This window comes from Luteitalea sp., from assembly GCA_009377605.1.
In the GTDB taxonomy this organism is placed as follows: Bacteria; Acidobacteriota; Vicinamibacteria; order Vicinamibacterales; family Vicinamibacteraceae; genus WHTT01.
In genome coordinates this window covers 1-15,885 of sequence record WHTT01000006.1, presented here as the reverse complement: position 1 = coordinate 15,885, position 15,885 = coordinate 1, and the positions used below count along the sequence as shown (strand labels likewise).

The following is a 15,885-nucleotide window of genomic DNA, read 5'->3' as shown; positions in this document are numbered from 1 at the left end:
CGCCGAGCACGTGGCGAAGTGCGTGCGCGGGCGCTATTCACCCTTGACGGGCTTGGCCGGACCGCCATAGTACGGATACCGATCCCACCGGTCATCGTCGCTGGTCGCACGAGGATCACCGGTGCTGCGCATCCAGTCGTCGAGGAGTGCGCGCAGCCGCGCCTTTTCTTTGGCGTGCGTGGGATCGTCGGCGACGTTGCGGAGCTGGCCGGGATCCGATCGAAGGTCGTAGAACTCTTCCGCCGGGCGCTTGTCCGTGGCGAGGTGAAAGAAGCGAGAGAACGCTGGGTCGTCTCGCCCATCCAAGAGGATCTGCTTGGTCGGTCCACCATCGATGTCCCCGAAGGGGCCCACGGAGAAGTACATCTCTGGATCGCCAGCCGGCCACCGGTCGGGGCGAAGATTGCGAATGTAGAGCCAGTCGCTGGTCCGTACGGCGCGCATCGGATACGAGAGATCCCCCTTACGTACCTGTGCGTGGCGCTCGCGCTCGACGAAGACGTGGTCGCGATCTGCCTCGTCTTTTCCTTCTGCAAGGGTGAGCAGGCTGCGACCGGTCATCTCGTCCGGCGGCTCGAGCCCCGCGGCGGCCAGAAACGTCGGCGCGAGATCGGACAGGTTGACGAAGCCATCGACCGTCGCGCCTGCCTTGACCTTGCCCGGCCATCGGATGGCCAGCGGCATACGAGCGCCGGCGTCGTACACGTTGGCCTTCGAACGTGGGAACGGCATCCCATTGTCAGAGGTGATCACGACGAGCGTGTTGTCGAGCTCACCAGCCGATTCGAGTCGCTCGAGGATCTCACCGACCTCGCGGTCGAATCGTTGCACTTCGGCGAGGTAATCCGCCAGGTCGCTTCGCACCTCGCGCGTGTCCGGCAGATGAGGAGGCACCTCGATCCGATCCAGGTCGATCCCGGCTGCGGCGCCGGATCCTTCCTCATAGGGTCTGTGCGGATCCTGACTCCCGAACCAGAACACAAACGGCTGCTTCGAGGGCCTGCTCGCCAAGAACGCTGCGAAATCCTCGAACTGCGTGCCAGCAGGGTTGCGCGTACGGCCGCCGGGCTCGAATCGGCCAGGTCCCCACCCCTTTCGTGTGTAGCCAACGTAGTAGCCCGCCTCCTCGAGAAGGTCCGGATAGACTGGAAAGCGGGACGGCAGAAATCCGTGCAGGTTGGCGCCCTCGGCGAGCCGATGCGAATATTGGCCGGTGAGGATGGCGGCGCGAGAGGGCGTGCACGATGGCGCCGCCGTAAACGCGTTGCTGAACAGTGCGCCTTCGCGCGCCACACGATCGAAGACCGGTGTGGAGATGGCCTTGTCACCGTACGCGCTGGCATGAGGCCACGACCAGTCGTCCGCGATAGCGAGCAGAATGTTTGGCCGCTCCTCCGATGGCGCATCTTGCGGGCGAGCAGCGCTGGCATCCAGCCGCGCACGGCTTGCGCCGGCCACACCGATCATTGCCAGCAATGCCACCGCCAGACAGTGGCACAACACGCAGCTCACACTTCGCTGTGATGTCATCACGTCTCCTAGAAGGCAAAGCGTAGACCAAGCTGCACGGTTCGTGCGGGTCCAGCGCTCGAGACCACGCCGAAGCCCGGCGCGCCAAGGACGTTGCCCGGGATTTCGAAGTTCGGGTGGTTGAACATGTTGAACAGCTCGACGCGAGCTTGCAAGACACGCTCGCCGCCGAGCGCCACGCTCTTGGCGAGAGACAGATCGAAGTTGATGATACCGTCGCCGCGAAGCAGGCCACGTGGGCTGTTCCCGAACGTCAGCGCTGCTGGCTGGGCGAAGGCCTCGGTGTCGAACCAGCGAGTGATCGAGCGCTCGTCGGCCGGAAGCTCGGGTTCACCAACCATGTTCGCTCGCAGCGCGCCTGCGGAAAACGCATTCGTGGTATTCGTCTGGGTCGTGACCGAGAACGGCGGCCCTGATTGGAAGGTTCCCAGCAGACCGACCGACCAGCCACCGATGACCTGGCCAAGCCAGCCGGAGCCCAGCCAGCGCTTGCCTGGCCCGATGGGCAGCTCGTACACGCTACTGATCGTCAGGCGGCGTCGGATGTCGTTGCCTGACGGTCCGTAGTCGGCCTGTCGGTTGTAGAAGTCGGAGTACACGCCGACATCGCCCAGGTCCTGCCCTCCCATGTCCGTATCGCTGTCGAAGCGAGCGTAGGTGTAGGTGCCGAGCAAGCTGAACCCACTGTCGAACCGCCTCTCCACACGGAGCGTGCCCGCATGATAGTCGGAGCGGCCAATGGATGGCAGCACGATCGTCACGTTGGAAAACTGCGGAAAGGGACGGTCGCTCTGCGTCACACCGGGCTCCAGCATCTCGGGCGGGATTTGGTTGATCGGGAGGTTCTGTCCCGGCAGCTTCCGGGAGATATTCCCCACGTACGCCGCCTCGAGGACGATGCGGCCTGGAAGCTCCCGCTGGAGGCCGAGGTTGAATTGCTGGGCGTAGCCGGTCTCTCGGTCCGGCTCGAAGAAGGTAACCGCCGTGGTGGTAGGCGCGCCGACCGGCACGGCGCCGAACCGCTCGTCGCGCGGCGCATCGCCCGCTTCGAGCGGCGGCACGCCGTCAGCCAAATAGAACGGTGCGGTCAGACCGTTATCGGGTGTGGACAGGCTCGCCGATCGTTCGAAGCCGAGCGACGCAGAGCTCGGCGCGCCATGATCGAACGGATGCGCATAGAAGATGCCGGCGCCGCCACGCACGACAGTTCCCTCCAGCCCGAAGGGACGCCACGCGAACCCAAAGCGTGGACCGAAGTTGTTCCAGTCGGTCTCGTAGGGGAGATCGCTCCAGCCATCGACGCCGGCGAAGCGCACGACGCCGGGCGTGCCCGAGACCGGATTGATGGCCTCAGGGTCGAAGCTGTTCATGCGCTGGTTCTTGTCTTTGATCGGCGTGTCTACCTCCCACCGCACACCGAGGTTGATCGTGAGATTGCGGCTCACGGTCCAGTCATCTTGCAGAAATGCCGCGAGATACCAGCTCGAGCGGTCGAGCACCTCCGTCTCGCGCACCGAGACGCTGTTCGGGAAGCCGAGCAGGAGGCTGGCCAATCCATACCCCGTTCCGCTTTGGCCAGGGAGCCCAGTTGGCTGCGTGGTAAAGCTGAAGTTCCCCGAGACCGACGGACGGTTGACCTCGTAGTTGAGCGAGGGCCGTACTTCGAAGCCCGTCTTCCAGGTGTGTCGGCCGCGCACGTAGGACAGCGTGTCGGTGAACTGATGCTGCTCGATTGGAAACTGGCGCCGCTCGTGGTTCGTGGCGCCGAGCGGCGCGAAGCCGGCGACCGAAAAGCGGGGGAACGCTTCGTCCGAGACGCCCTGCAGGCCGAGTTGCGACGGCCAGCCGCCCCCGAGCCCGGGCGACGTCGTGTGGTTGATACGGTTGGCGTACGTATAGCGGAGCTCGTTGACCGCGTTGCCAAAGGTGCGTGTGTGGCTGACGTAGAGGTAGTTCTGGTGGCGCAGCGCATCGCTCGCCGTGTCCGCTGCCGACTCTGGCAGCACGCTCCCCGGAAACCGATTGTCGCTGTTGTAGAGATAACGCCCGGTGATCTTGTCGCGGCTGGTGAGCGCGTGATCGATCTTGATCAGATAGTTGTCGCGCTCGAGCCGGTCGGTCGCGTTCGCACTGAAGTTGTTGGCACCGCTCGGGTTGTCGGGCGGACGATTCGGCAGCGGATAGAAATCCATCAACCGGAGCGCCACCGGATCGAGGCGGTCGGAGGGAATGACGTTACCGGCAAACGGCCTCCGCGCTCCACTCGGCATTGTCGTCTGCGGGTCGTAGACCGTGATCTGATCACCGCTGGCGCTTACGGTCTCCGAGAAGTCGCCGCGCCGCTGGAGCGTGGTGGGAACCGTCAGTGTGCGCGTCTCCCCGAACTTTCTCCGCGATCCTTCATAGGAGAAGAAGAAAAACGTGCGGTCGGGCACGATAGGGCCGCCCAGCGTGCCCCCATAGACGTTGTAGCGGAGTGGCTCTTTTTGCTTGCTGCCATCGACGAAAGGCGCGAAGAAGCCGGCCGCGTCGAGGCCGTCGTGGCGGAAGTACTCGAAGCCGACGCCGCGGAACGTGTTGGTCCCCGATTTGGTGGTGGCCGTGATGACGCCACCCGCCGACCCGCCAAACTCTGCCGAGTAGTTGTTACTCAGCACGCGGACTTCTTGCACTGTTTCGACGGGCGGGTCGACATCCACCTGGCCGATCCCCAGCCGCATGTTCTGGCCGGTGCCGCCGTCGATCAAGAAGGATTGGCTTTGCGTGCGACCGCCCGCCAGGCTGAAGTTCGGCTTGGCGCCCGTGTCGTAGCTCACGAACACCGCGGCTCCGGTCATCCGGATCAGGTTCATGGAGCGCCGATCGCCCAGCGGCATGCTCTCCACGGCACGGGACTCGATCAGCTGGCCCACCTCTGACGATCGCGACTCGAGGAGCGGCAGCTGCGCGTTGACGGTCACGGTGTCTTCCATGCCGCCGACGTCTAGCGTGATATCCAGGCCAACCCGTGCCTGCGTGGTGACGGTGACCCCTTCACGACGATAGGTCCCGAACCCTTCGAGCACGGCCTCCACCACGTATGCGCCGATAGGCACCGGCTGCAGGACGTAGAAGCCTTGCTCGTTGGTGACGCCCACCACCTGCTGCTGTGTCCCGACATGGGTGGCCGCCACCGTGACACCGGGCAGGACCGCTCCGGTATCGTCCGTGACAAAGCCGCTGATCGTGGCTTCGGCGCCCTGCGCCCACGCAGAGGTCGCAACGAGCATCTGCGAAAGCAGCACGAGCGCGAACACCGATCGTCTGGAACGCATCTCTCCCTCTCCTTGCCCTCGCCCGCAGGGTGGACAGCGATGTCATGATATCGATGTCATTCTCGGTGAGGGGACGGTAGCCTACGGGCGACTGCCCTGTCAAGTGCAGCGTCTGCTGTGCCACGACATCGAGTGGTAGACTCGTCGGACGAAGGAGCACGATGTGACACAGGTCGTTTCGAGGCCGCCCCGACCGTACGCGATCCTCGTTGCGCTCTGTTCATGCGCGTTTGCGGTCGTCACGTCGGCGCAGCCTGATCCGTTGCAGCAGGCTGCCAATCACATCCGAGAAGAGCGCTGGACCAGCGCCATCGAGATCCTGGAAGCCACGTTGGCGCGCTCTCCAGACGAGGTGCGAGCGTTGAACCTGCTGGGCATCGCGCTCTCGTCGAGCGGCCGGAGAGAGGAGGCGCACGCACAGTTCGCGAAGGCGGTCGCCCTCGCCCCCACCTTTCATCCCGCGCTGAAGAATCTGGCTGTCAACGAGATGTCGCTCGGGCGAGCGGACGAGGCGGTGGCGCACTTCCGGGAATTGCTGAAGGCCGTGCCGGACGACCGTGTCGCGCATCTCGTCCTGGCGGAAGCGGCCTTCGACGCGGACGATTTCCAAGGAGCTGTCGAGCACTACGAACAGAGCCGCATCTTCGAGCGCGGAGATCCAGCACTGGTGTTGAAGCTCGCGCGCAGCTACCAACGCGTCGGTCGCCCCGAGGAGGCGGTATCGGCGCTGGCGACGTTGCCTACCGACGATCCCACCATCGATCGAGAAGCGGCTCGATTGCTCGTGGAGATGGAAGAATTCTCCGCGGCCGCGACGCGTTTTGAAAGTGTGCTTGCCGCCTCTCCTGACAACTACGACGTCGGCTTCAACCTCGCGCTCGCCAGGCTTCGGGGCGAGCAGCCGGCGGCGGCAGTGCAGACCCTTCGAGATCTCGTCGAAAATGGGCGCCGGACCCCAGAGGTCTACAACCTGCTGTCGCGCGCGTATGAAGCGACCGGCGAGACCCAGCAGGCGTACGACGCATTGCGCGCCGCCATCGAGATCGATCCAGCCGGCGAGACGCACTACGTCGATCTCATCGCCCTCTGTCTGGACCACGAGAATCTCGAGCTTGCACTGGAGATCGCCGACATCGGCGTCACCGCGCTCGGCGAGACTTCTGCGCCAACGGGGCATTGTCCTCGCCATGAAGGGCGATTTTCAGACGGCCCAGTCCTCCTTCGACGAGGCCGCCACGCGATCCCCGGATGATGGACTCTCGTATGTCGCGCTCGGCTTGGTCTATCTCCAAATGGGGCGCACTCCCGAAGCCGTCGCCACGCTCCGAGCGCGGCGCCGCCGCAGCCCCGATGATGCGCTCGCGAGCTGGTTCCTCGGCGAAGCCTTGTACCGCTCGGGGGCCCAGCCCGGCTCGAAGGAGGAAATCGAGGCGCTCCAGGCTCTGAACAGCGCCGTCGACCTGCAGCCGGATCTCCTGCAGGCGCACCTGCTCCTCGCCAAGATGCTGCAGCGCAATGACAGACTGGACGAGGCGCTCGAGCACTTGAAACAAGCGCTGGCTCTTGATCCGGACAACGCGGCGACGAGTTACCAACTGGCGCAAGTCTATCGTCGCCAAGGGAAGACCCGCGAGGCGAACGAGCTGTTCGCAAAAGTGCGCGACATAAAGGCGGACGACCGCGACGAGCTCACACGGAGCGGCTTGCTCAGGATTGTGCGCGAGGGCAGGCGATGAGCACCGTCGCGCCGGCGCACCATGCGGCGGGGGTCGCATGCGGCATACTCGCCTTGTCATTTGCAGCCGCTCCCGCGCCAGGGACCAACCGAGCACAGTTGCGGTTCGTCGACGTCGCTGCGCGCTCGGGCCTGACATTTCGGCACGACAACGCCGCATCGCCCGAGAAATACCTGATCGAGACGATGGGCGCGGGCGCGGCTTGGATCGACTTCGATGAGGATGGTTGGCTCGATGCGTATCTGGTGAACAGCGCCCCCACGAAGGTGTACCAGCCCGACCAGCCACTGCGCAGCGCCCTGTTTCGGAACAACGGCGACGGAACGTTTTCGAACGTGACCGCGCGGGCCGGCGTCGCAGCGGAAGGACTGTTCGGCATGGGCGTTGCCGTAGGAGATTACGACAACGACGGCGATCAGGACCTCTTTGTCGTGGGTTACCGACGGTCCATTCTCTATCGCAACGACGGTGACGGCTCCTTCACCGATGTCACCGATCGCGCGGGTGTCGCCAATCGAGATAAGTGGGGGTCGAGCGGCGCCTGGTTCGACTACGACAACGATGGACGGCTCGATCTCATCGTGGTGAACTATCTCGATTGGACGCCAGAAACGAACCTGTACTGCGGTGAGCGACGCCCCGGCTACCGCGCGTACTGTCATCCGAACAAGTATCGCGGCCAGACGATGACCCTGTACCGGAATCGCGGAGATGGCACGTTCGAAGACGTCGTGTTCTCCACGAAGCTCGGTTACGAGACGTTTCAGACCAGCGGGTTCGGCACCCGCTTCGTCGACTACGACAACGATGGCCGGCTGGACGTCTTCGTCGTGAACGGACATGTCATGGATAACATCGAGCTCTTTCATGCGAAGACCACCTACGCCGAGCCGAAGCTCATCTTTCGCAACCTGGGGGGCCACTTTCGCAACGTGACGAGGCAGCTTGGCCCGGACCTGTCGCGCGCGAAGGTCAGTCGTGCAGCGGCGTTCGGCGACTACGACAACGACGGAGACGAGGATGTCCTGGTCAGCAACAACGGCGATCAGGCGGAGCTCCTGCGCAATGACGGCGGCAATCAACGGAGCTGGCTGCAAGTGCGTCTCGTTGGCGTCAAGTCCAATCGCGACGGGATTGGCGCCAGCGTGGTGGTGAGAGCCAACGGGCTCGACCAGCGCGACCAGCGAACCGGCGGTGGCAGTTACCAATCAGCTCACGATCCGCGCCTCCATTTCGGGCTCGGCACGAGCGATCGCGCGGACTCGGTCGAGGTGCGTTGGCCGAGCGGCACGATTGACCGACTCGAGAACGTCCCGGCGAACCAAGCGATTACCGTGCGCGAGGGACAGGGTCTGGTGCGGACGCCTCGCCGAGGCGTGCGACCCACGCCGCGTTCGGCGAACGCGCCCTACCAATGACGGGAAGGTAGGGACGGCTCGCCGAGCCGTCCGACACACAGAAGCGCTGGTGCACGTGAAGACAATGCTCGTGGCGATGGTGCTCGCAGCGCTGGTCCCGCCCGCCGCGCTCGCTCAACAACGGACCGAGCGAGGCGAGCGGCGCACCGCTGCTGAAACGCATCGCAACCGCGCCGTCGAGCTCTTGAAGCGCGGAGATCTTCGAGCCGCGCTGCCTCATGTTGAAGAGGCGATTCGGCTCGATCCGAACGACGCTGTTTCCCATGACAATCTCGGCGTCATTCTGGCAGAGACAGGACGCGTCGCCGACGCCGAGGCGCACTTTCGAAAGGCCGTCGCGCTGAACCCGGCGTCGGCGGAGGCGCACTATCACCTCGGCCTCGCCCAGGATCGTTTGGGACGCACGAGCGACGCGATCGCCGGTTTCGAGGAAGCGCTACGGCTCGACGCTGATTTGACGCCAGCGCGCTATCTCTTGAGCGGGGTGCTGCGCAAACAGGGCGACACGGAAGGGGCGATCCGCCTGCTGCGCGACGTGATTGAGCGCGAGCCGACGTTCGCCGAAGCGCGCTACAACCTCGGTCTGCTGCTCCAGTCCCGCGATCCAGCGGCGGCGATCACCTCGCTGCGAACCGCGCACGAGCTGCAGCCGAACGATCCATCGGCGGCGCTCGCGCTCGGCATCGCCTATGCGGAGAAACCGGATCTGAAGGCGGCCGTCGAGACGCTCGGCGCTGCTGTCCGCCTCGATCCGGCCAATCCGGATGCGCATTACAATCTCGGCCTCGCCTTGGCGCAGGCGGGACGGCTTTCCGACGCGGCGAAAGCACTTGGCGACGCGCTTCGGTTGCGTCCAGACGAGGCGCGTGCCCGACGTGCCCTGGGCGTGGCGCTGCAGCGAAGCGGCGACGCGAAGGCTGCGGCGCGCGAGCTGCGTGTGGCGGTCGAGCGCGATCCAGACGACCCCGAGGCGCACAACATGCTGGGCGTGGTGCTTCTCACGTTGGGTGCCGTCGACGAGGCCCTCATGCATCTGCAGCGGGCGATCGAGGCGAATCCAAAGCTTATCAAGGCTCACCGCACGCTCGCTCAGGCGTACTACAGACTGGGAAAGCGCGACCAAGCGATGCGGTCGGCGCGCCAGGCCGAGGCACTGAGGGATGAGGAGGCTCGCGTGGGCCGCGCCATGATCCTGACGCAGTCGGCGGCACAACACCTGGAGCGGGGCGACGTTGACAATGCACTTGGTCAACTGCGCAAGGCGGTCTCGATGAGCCCGAACGCGGCGGATACGCATCTACTGCTGGGCCGAGCCATTCGAAAATCCGGCGGCGACCCCCAAGACGCGGCTGCCGCGCTGCAGCGCGCCATAGAGCTGGACCCAAGCAACGCGCAGGCACACTATGAGGCTGCCCTGCTGCTCGAGGATCAGGGCCAAGATGCGCAGGCGCTCGAAGAGCTTCGACTCGCCGCGAGCGTCGCGCCCAGCTTCACACCCGCACGCCTTCGCCTGGCGGAGGCGCTGCTCGATGCCGGCGGGTCACGTGAGGCCGCTCGGCATGCCCGAGCCGTGCTGCTTTGGGCTCCTGATGATGCTGCGGCGCGGCGGTTGCTCGATGCTGCGCTCCGGGCCGACAGCGATGCCGTTCGGTGACGAGTTTATGAATTCGTCGTTAACCGAACGCGTTCTTGGCAGCCTGTTCTCTGGTGACTCAGCGAGCGTTGTTTCCTGGTGAGGAGCGCTTGCGAGGCACAAACGGCGCGGGCTTCCCTCCGCCCCACGGGAGTCGCTGTCGGCGCGCTCGAAGAGAGAGGCTACACATGAGCTCCCTGGGCACGAACGGCAGTTCCACTCCTGATGTCGGCGCCACGCCAGCTGCAGCGTCGCCCGCGACGCCGCGCGCGCACTCTTGGTCGGCACCACTGGCGGGATCGAAACCGGCGCCGACGCCTGGCGGCGGTGCATCCGCATTTCCGAAGGGCTTGAATACCACAGCGTGGTCGCGCGCCCTGGCCGTCGCCTTCCGCTTCGGGTTCATCTACCTCACGCTCTACAACACGGTGACGTTGGCAAACGTGTCGCCCGCACTCGTCCCGGGCCTGTCGTCGCTCGTGCGTGGGTACATGACGATGTGGCAGCAGATCGTGCCGTGGGTCGGCGCCCACATCCTGAATCTGCGCTCCCCTATCACCTATTTTCCGAGCGGCAGCGGCGACAAAACCTCTGACTGGGTCCTGCTCTTCTGCTATCTGGTGCTGACTGTTGTTGCGACGATGATCTGGTCCGCGGTCGACTGGCGCCGCCCGCACTATCGGTGGCCGAACCTACCTGAAACAACGGCGCACACCGAGGCCCCGAACGCACGACGACCAAGATCCTACGTACCTTCGTAGTGATCCGCGAGGGTGGCCGTCTAGCTGCCGAGCGTGTCAGGAGCAACGCCGTGCGATAGACGCCCACCACACGTAAGGAGACTGCATGCGTCGTCTCATGATCGAACGTGCCTGTTCTCTGCTGACTCAGCGAGCGTTGTTTCCTGGTGAGGAGTACGTGCCAGCGTAAAAGGTCGCCAGCCTCCTGAGCGAACGCTGGCTCAGAGGTCGTTCACCCTCTTTAGTCGTGGGTCAGCGAGCTTCCGTTCAACGGGTGACGGGCAGCGGTCGGCGATCCCGCAGGGCGGCGAAAGCGGCGAGCTGGTTCCACAGAGGGACCAGCCGCTCACGCCCTGTTGCTGCTTTAGCGCGGAGGTGTTTCGTCGTCTAAGCATGAGCCAACGTTCGTGCGCCCTTAGGGTGAGGCGCGCACGGTGGGATCACGTGCGTGTGACGCTTCCATCCGGGGTGGCCCGGCGGCGTGGCACAAGAGTTGCGCCACACTCGTTTCAAACCAAGTCGCCGGCGGCGGCACGCCAAAGATCGGTGCCGTCTCTCGGACAGACGTCGGCCAGGGGCTGAAGTCGCGCTCGGCTTCATAGCGATTGTGCTGACGACAGCGAAGCTGCAGATTCTCGACGGCCGGCTCACCATCCTTCGCATACGGCACCAGGTGATGGAACTCGAGGAACCCGCGTTCTGCGCACCGCCGGCCGCTAGGGCTCACAAACGCGCACCGGCCACCATCGCGCGCCCAGACCTGGCGCTTCACCTCGGCCGGGATATGCCGCGACCGCACGACCGTCGCACCGGCCGTAGCGCCGTCGACCCGCGCGGAGGTCCCTCGAGGATGGTCGACGGCCGGGCCAACCGCCGTCGAGGCGCGACGGGGCCTGGGCGTGGTCGTGGCCGCGTGCTTCGTCCGCGCACACTGAGCGACGAGCAGCGTGAGCGCGCGATCGAAGATCAGCGCAGGGTCGCCGCTCGGGATGACGTGCCGAAGAAGCGCCTGCGCCTCCTGCAGCTTGGCATACGTCTCTGCGCTGATCGTGAACGACACCTTATAGCGCGTGGGGGCCAGCGGGGCGACCACCGTAGGACGTGTCGGTGTCGGGGCCGGGGCGGGCGGTGGCGGGGCTGCGGCAGACGAGGCCGGCGTGGCGCACGGCGGCGCGGCGTCAGCGTTCGCTCGTGCCGCGGTGAGCGAGCTGCTCTCGGCCGTCGGCGTGTTAGGGTGTGGGGCCGTTGGCGTGGGCAGTTTCCGGACTGTGCTTGGCACATCGGGGCGCGGCTGCAGTCGGGCCACGATCTGTTCGACCTCGCGGCGCGTGCGGTGCTGGGCCTCGGCCAGCACCGCGGCCTGGTTCTCGGTGGTCAAGTGCGGGGCCAGCAGGCGAATCGTGGTCAGCGTGACCGCGCCCGCCGCCAGGTGCCCGAGAATGGCGGGGAAGCGGCGCGCCGCGCGGGCGACCTCGATGCGGTCGTACGCGGCGTGCTCCGCGAGGTGCAACACGCGAACGCAGTACGCAAAGAGCGAGGCACAGCCTTCGCGGAGATACAGACGTCGCGGATCGAGTTCGGCGAGGGAGCCGACGAGGCGCGCGGTGGCCTCACGTTCACGGGCAGCGAGGCGCGTGACCTCGCGGAGGAGATCGGAGTCAGAGAGCTGATTAAACGGGGAAAATAGCGTCGCCATATCCCATTATACGGACGCGATTTTCTAAGCGCAGAACGGCCCTCGATCGCACGCAAACTGACCGATCCTTCTTTTTAATCAAAGTTGCGTGCAAACGCGGCTTCTCGGCCAACGTCGCCTGCGTAACGGACCATTCTCACGCGGGACGGCACAAAAACGCGCACGGGTGGCGAATCGTTGTCAAGCGCTTTCTTCACGCGGGCCGGCACCGTTGGCGCATCACGCGCATACCGGCGCTGCAGCCCCTCGCGACATTCCGCCGCACACCTCCGCGCACCTGACGGTCGTAAAGATACGTCACAATAATTCTGAAATGCGGTACTTTACGTAGCGGATGCTCAGGCAGGCGGCGACGCCGTCGTCGCACGGCTTGCAACGAGCCCCGGCTTGCACGCCGTTGGCGCACAGAGACTCGCATCTCCCGCCGAGCAGCGTCTCGACTTGGCGTGTGTCAATCACGCCCGTCAGGGCCACACTGGTGAGCGCCTCACGCAGCGACCTCACCAACCAGGCGCGCGTTGCGCTGGCCTGTGTCGCGTGGCCCAAGGGCGTACCGCCGAGGCCCGTTCGCTGATTGAAGCCGGGCTGACGGCGCTGGTGGGCTCCGCCACAGCCGACTCGCGCCTGGTCGCCGAGGCGACACACGCGCTGGCTACCCTCCGCTGAACCTGCGACCCACCCTTCGAGCCTGCGGCTCAGCGCGACTTTGACGGACCGGCCGGCTCGCCCTCGCCCTGCTTCAACACGACGAGGCGATTCGCCTTCGATCCCTCGAACACTTCGCGCTCGCCGCCCGGCCACAGCACCTCGATTCGCTCGCAGCGTTCGGCGCCGCCCAAGCCGAAATGGAGTCGTGAGTCGCTCTGCGAGAGATATCCCGACCCACCCTGAACCTCGCCGGAGATTCGTCCCTCTGCGGTGACCACGTATGCGCGGGCCCCGAGTGCGTCGCGATTGGCCCGAGTGCCGACCAGCCGAACCATCAACCAGTTCTTTGGCTTCCCCTGGTTCTTCAGCAGGCTGGGCCTCTCGCTCATGTTGTTGATGACGACTTCGAGAGATCCGTCGTTATCGAGATCTCCCACCGCGGAGCCGCGGGAGGACCAGGCTGCCGTTGCGATTCCTGGACCTGCCTTGTCAGAGACGTCGGCGAAGCGCCCGCGGACGTTCTGATAGAGCAGCCGCTTCTGACGATAGGTCACCGCAAGACCGGCATTATCGACCTCGGGGTAGACATGTCCGTTTACCAAGAGGATGTCGCGCCGCCCGTCATGATCCGCATCGAACAGGTGCGCGCCCCACCCCAAGTACTGCGTATGGATGCCGAGCCCTGACACGTAGACCTGGTCGGAAAACGTGGCGTTGCCGTCGTTGTGATAGAGATTCGGCGTATCGTCGCTGAAGTTGGTCTTGACGATGTCGACGAAGCCGTCCTCGTCCACGTCGGCGGTCGCAACACCCATGCCTGCCTGTTCCTGGCCATTCTCGTTGAGGGCGACGCCGGCCAGCACGCCGATCTCTTCGAAGGAGCCGTCGCCGAGATTTCGATAGAACAAGCTGGGTGTGGAGTCACACGCGACGTACAGATCAGGAAAGGCGTCGTTGTCGAGATCGGAAGCGAGCACCGTGAACCCGTAGCAGCGCTTCTGCTCGCCGATGCCGCTCGCCTTGGATACGTCCCGGAAATGGCCTCGTCCGTCGTTCTGAAGGAGGAGGTTGCGCCCAGGCGGCAGACCGCGGGGTCCACACATCACTGGCAGCCCCTTCCAGCGGCAGTAGCCTCCGCTGCCAGGCGAGGGCACTTCGTCCAGGTCGAAATCAACATAGCCGCTGACAGCAAGGTCCAGGTCTCCGTCGACGTCGTAATCGATGAACGTGCAGCCGGTGTCCCAGCGGACGCCTTCCGACGAGAGCCCTGCGGTCGTTGTAATGTCGGTGAACGTGCCGTCGCCGTCATTGCGGTACAGGACGCTCTGTCCCCAGAACGTGACGAACAGATCGCGCCAGCCATCGTTGTCGTAGTCGCCGACGCAGGCCCCTTGGCCCCAGCCAGTCCGCTCCAAGCCGGCCGCGTGCGTGACGTCCTGGAAGCGAAGATTCCCGAGGTTGCGGTAGAGGCGATGCGTTTCCGCGGCTGCGTCAACCGAGTTGTCCAGCGTCGAGCCGTTGGCGAGAAAGATGTCGAGGCGCCCGTCGTTGTCGTAATCGAACAACGCGACGCCGTTGCCAACAGCCTCCACGATGTATTGCTTGCGCGAGGGATTTCCAGAAACATTGCGCGCGGTCAAACCGGCCTCGACCGCGATGTCGACGAACCGAACGTCGAACGGCGAGTCGGTCGCGTCGACGACCACGCCCGAGGGGACGGCACGGCCCGACGTGGCCATGCCTTGGCCCAACGCCGGCAGGCCCGCCGCGCCGACGAAGACGACGGTGAACAGTAGACAGCGAAAACGCGACGACATCGATTGCGCTCGACGGGGTCAAAAGATCGTTGGTTCGTGGCAGAAACGGAAGCGCCCGACCTAAAGGTCGGGCCTACACCCGTCTGATCAGTGATCTAAATGTAGGCCCGACCTTTAGGTCGGGCGCCTCCGACCTCGCGTCAAAAGCTAATCTTCAGACCGAACTGGATGTTACGCACCCCAAATGCCGCTGTCGAGCGGCCGAACGTCGAGCTACTGAGGTTGTCGTCCGGATTCTGCAGATTGACGCGGTTGAAGAGATTGAAGAGCTCGGCCCGGAAGTCGATGCGGCCGGCGTTGCCCAAGAAGGGCGCCGGAATTCGCTTCGTCAGGTTGAGGTCGGTGTTGGCGAACCCAGGCCCGATGAAGACATTGCGACCCAGATTTCCGGGTGAGCCGAGCGCCGGCTGCGGGAAGTCCGCCCGCGTGAAGACCCCGCTCAAGAAGGCCGCTCTGTCGGAGTTGGGAAGTGAATTCCCGAACGCCGGCGCGTCGGGAAAGTCATTGTTGAACCCGTCGGCGTTGTAGTCGCAGCCGCTGTTGCCAATCACCTCGCCGCGGGCATTGACAACCGGATCGAACGGATCGGTGCAGAACACCGAGAAGGGGGAGCCGCTTTGGAGGATGGTCACCGCTCCGACCTGCCAGTCGCCGAAGATGGCGCGCAACGGGCCGGATTGCGCCAGGTTGGGGACTTCATAAATGATGCTCATTGCCAGCTTCTGACGGATATCGAAGTTCGCCAGGCCGCGATTGAGCTCGAGATTGCCCGCATCGACCATCGGTAAGTTGCCGCCAAAGCTGCTGGCCGTGTCGATTGCCTTGCCGACGGTGTAGGCGCTCTGGAAATGGAGCCCGTGGGAGAGGCGCTTCGTGACGGTCACGTTGCCGCCGTGATAGGAAGACTTCCCATTCGCTTGCCCGTAATTGATGCCCGCGAAGCTGGGGTTCAGCCGATCCAACTGTCCGTCGATCACGTCGCCGCTGAACCGATTGACATCAAACGCTTGATATAAGTGGCGGCCCACCGAACCGTTGTAGTTGACCTCGACTACCCAATCGCCGCCGAGCTGTTGCTGCACGCCGAGGAACCAGTTCATCGAATACTGCGTTTCGAGATCCGGGTCCCAGATGTCGATGGCCGCGGGCGCGCCGATCAGGCCGTTGCGTTCGTCCAGCCCGGTCTGCAAGTTCGGGATCGCCGGGAAGTCGAACGGCGATTCCGTAGTGCTGCTCAACCCGAAGACGGGCACCGCCGGAGCGGTTTGTCGACTGACGGTGGCCGTGCCGAAGAGCGGCAGTCCCGCACTAGCGTCGTTGAAGAACTGGCCGGCCGGGCGATCGTAAAAGATG

9 protein-coding genes are annotated in these 15,885 nt (G+C 64.7%); 5 read left to right on the top strand and 4 right to left on the bottom strand.

The features are described from left to right. Positions 1-33: 33 nt before the first annotated feature. Entirely contained in the window at positions 34-1,467 is a 1,434-nt protein-coding gene (locus GEV06_03055) for a sulfatase-like hydrolase/transferase (GenBank protein MPZ16887.1), read from the bottom strand. Positions 1,468-1,538: 71 nt separating this feature from the next. Next, on the bottom strand, positions 1,539-4,844 hold the full coding sequence (locus GEV06_03050; GenBank protein ID MPZ16886.1) for a hypothetical protein: 3,306 nt from the start codon (positions 4,842-4,844) through the stop codon (positions 1,539-1,541). Positions 4,845-5,007: 163 nt separating this feature from the next. Between GEV06_03050 and GEV06_03045 the strand changes: the two genes are divergently transcribed. The 5 genes from GEV06_03045 to GEV06_03025 all read left to right on the top strand — a co-directional run bounded on the left by GEV06_03045 (position 5,008) and on the right by GEV06_03025 (position 10,392). Further along, on the top strand, positions 5,008-6,096 hold the full coding sequence (locus GEV06_03045; GenBank protein MPZ16885.1) for a tetratricopeptide repeat protein: 1,089 nt from the start codon (positions 5,008-5,010) through the stop codon (positions 6,094-6,096). Beyond that, entirely contained in the window at positions 5,786-6,580 is a 795-nt protein-coding gene (locus GEV06_03040) for a tetratricopeptide repeat protein (protein MPZ16884.1), read from the top strand. Before GEV06_03045 ends, GEV06_03040 begins: the two co-directional genes overlap by 311 nt. 185 nt (positions 6,581-6,765) lie before the next feature. After that, positions 6,766-7,998, top strand: coding sequence for a hypothetical protein (locus GEV06_03035; GenBank protein MPZ16883.1), 1,233 nt, complete (start codon positions 6,766-6,768; stop codon positions 7,996-7,998). A 55-nt stretch (positions 7,999-8,053) separates the two neighbouring features. Further along, complete coding sequence (locus GEV06_03030) at positions 8,054-9,652, top strand: tetratricopeptide repeat protein (GenBank protein ID MPZ16882.1); 1,599 nt, start codon at positions 8,054-8,056, stop codon at positions 9,650-9,652. 167 nt (positions 9,653-9,819) lie between these two features. Beyond that, positions 9,820-10,392: a hypothetical protein gene (locus GEV06_03025; protein MPZ16881.1), complete on the top strand. Its 573-nt coding sequence runs from the start codon at positions 9,820-9,822 to the stop codon at positions 10,390-10,392. Between the two features lie 394 nt (positions 10,393-10,786). Here GEV06_03025 and GEV06_03020 read toward each other — a convergent pair whose 3' ends face one another. Next, positions 10,787-12,067 (bottom strand): hypothetical protein, encoded by a 1,281-nt coding sequence (locus GEV06_03020; GenBank protein ID MPZ16880.1) that lies wholly within the window; start codon positions 12,065-12,067, stop codon positions 10,787-10,789. Positions 12,068-12,762: 695 nt separating this feature from the next. Then, on the bottom strand, positions 12,763-14,532 hold the full coding sequence (locus tag GEV06_03015) for a CRTAC1 family protein (protein MPZ16879.1): 1,770 nt from the start codon (positions 14,530-14,532) through the stop codon (positions 12,763-12,765). Positions 14,533-15,885 lie beyond the last annotated feature (1,353 nt).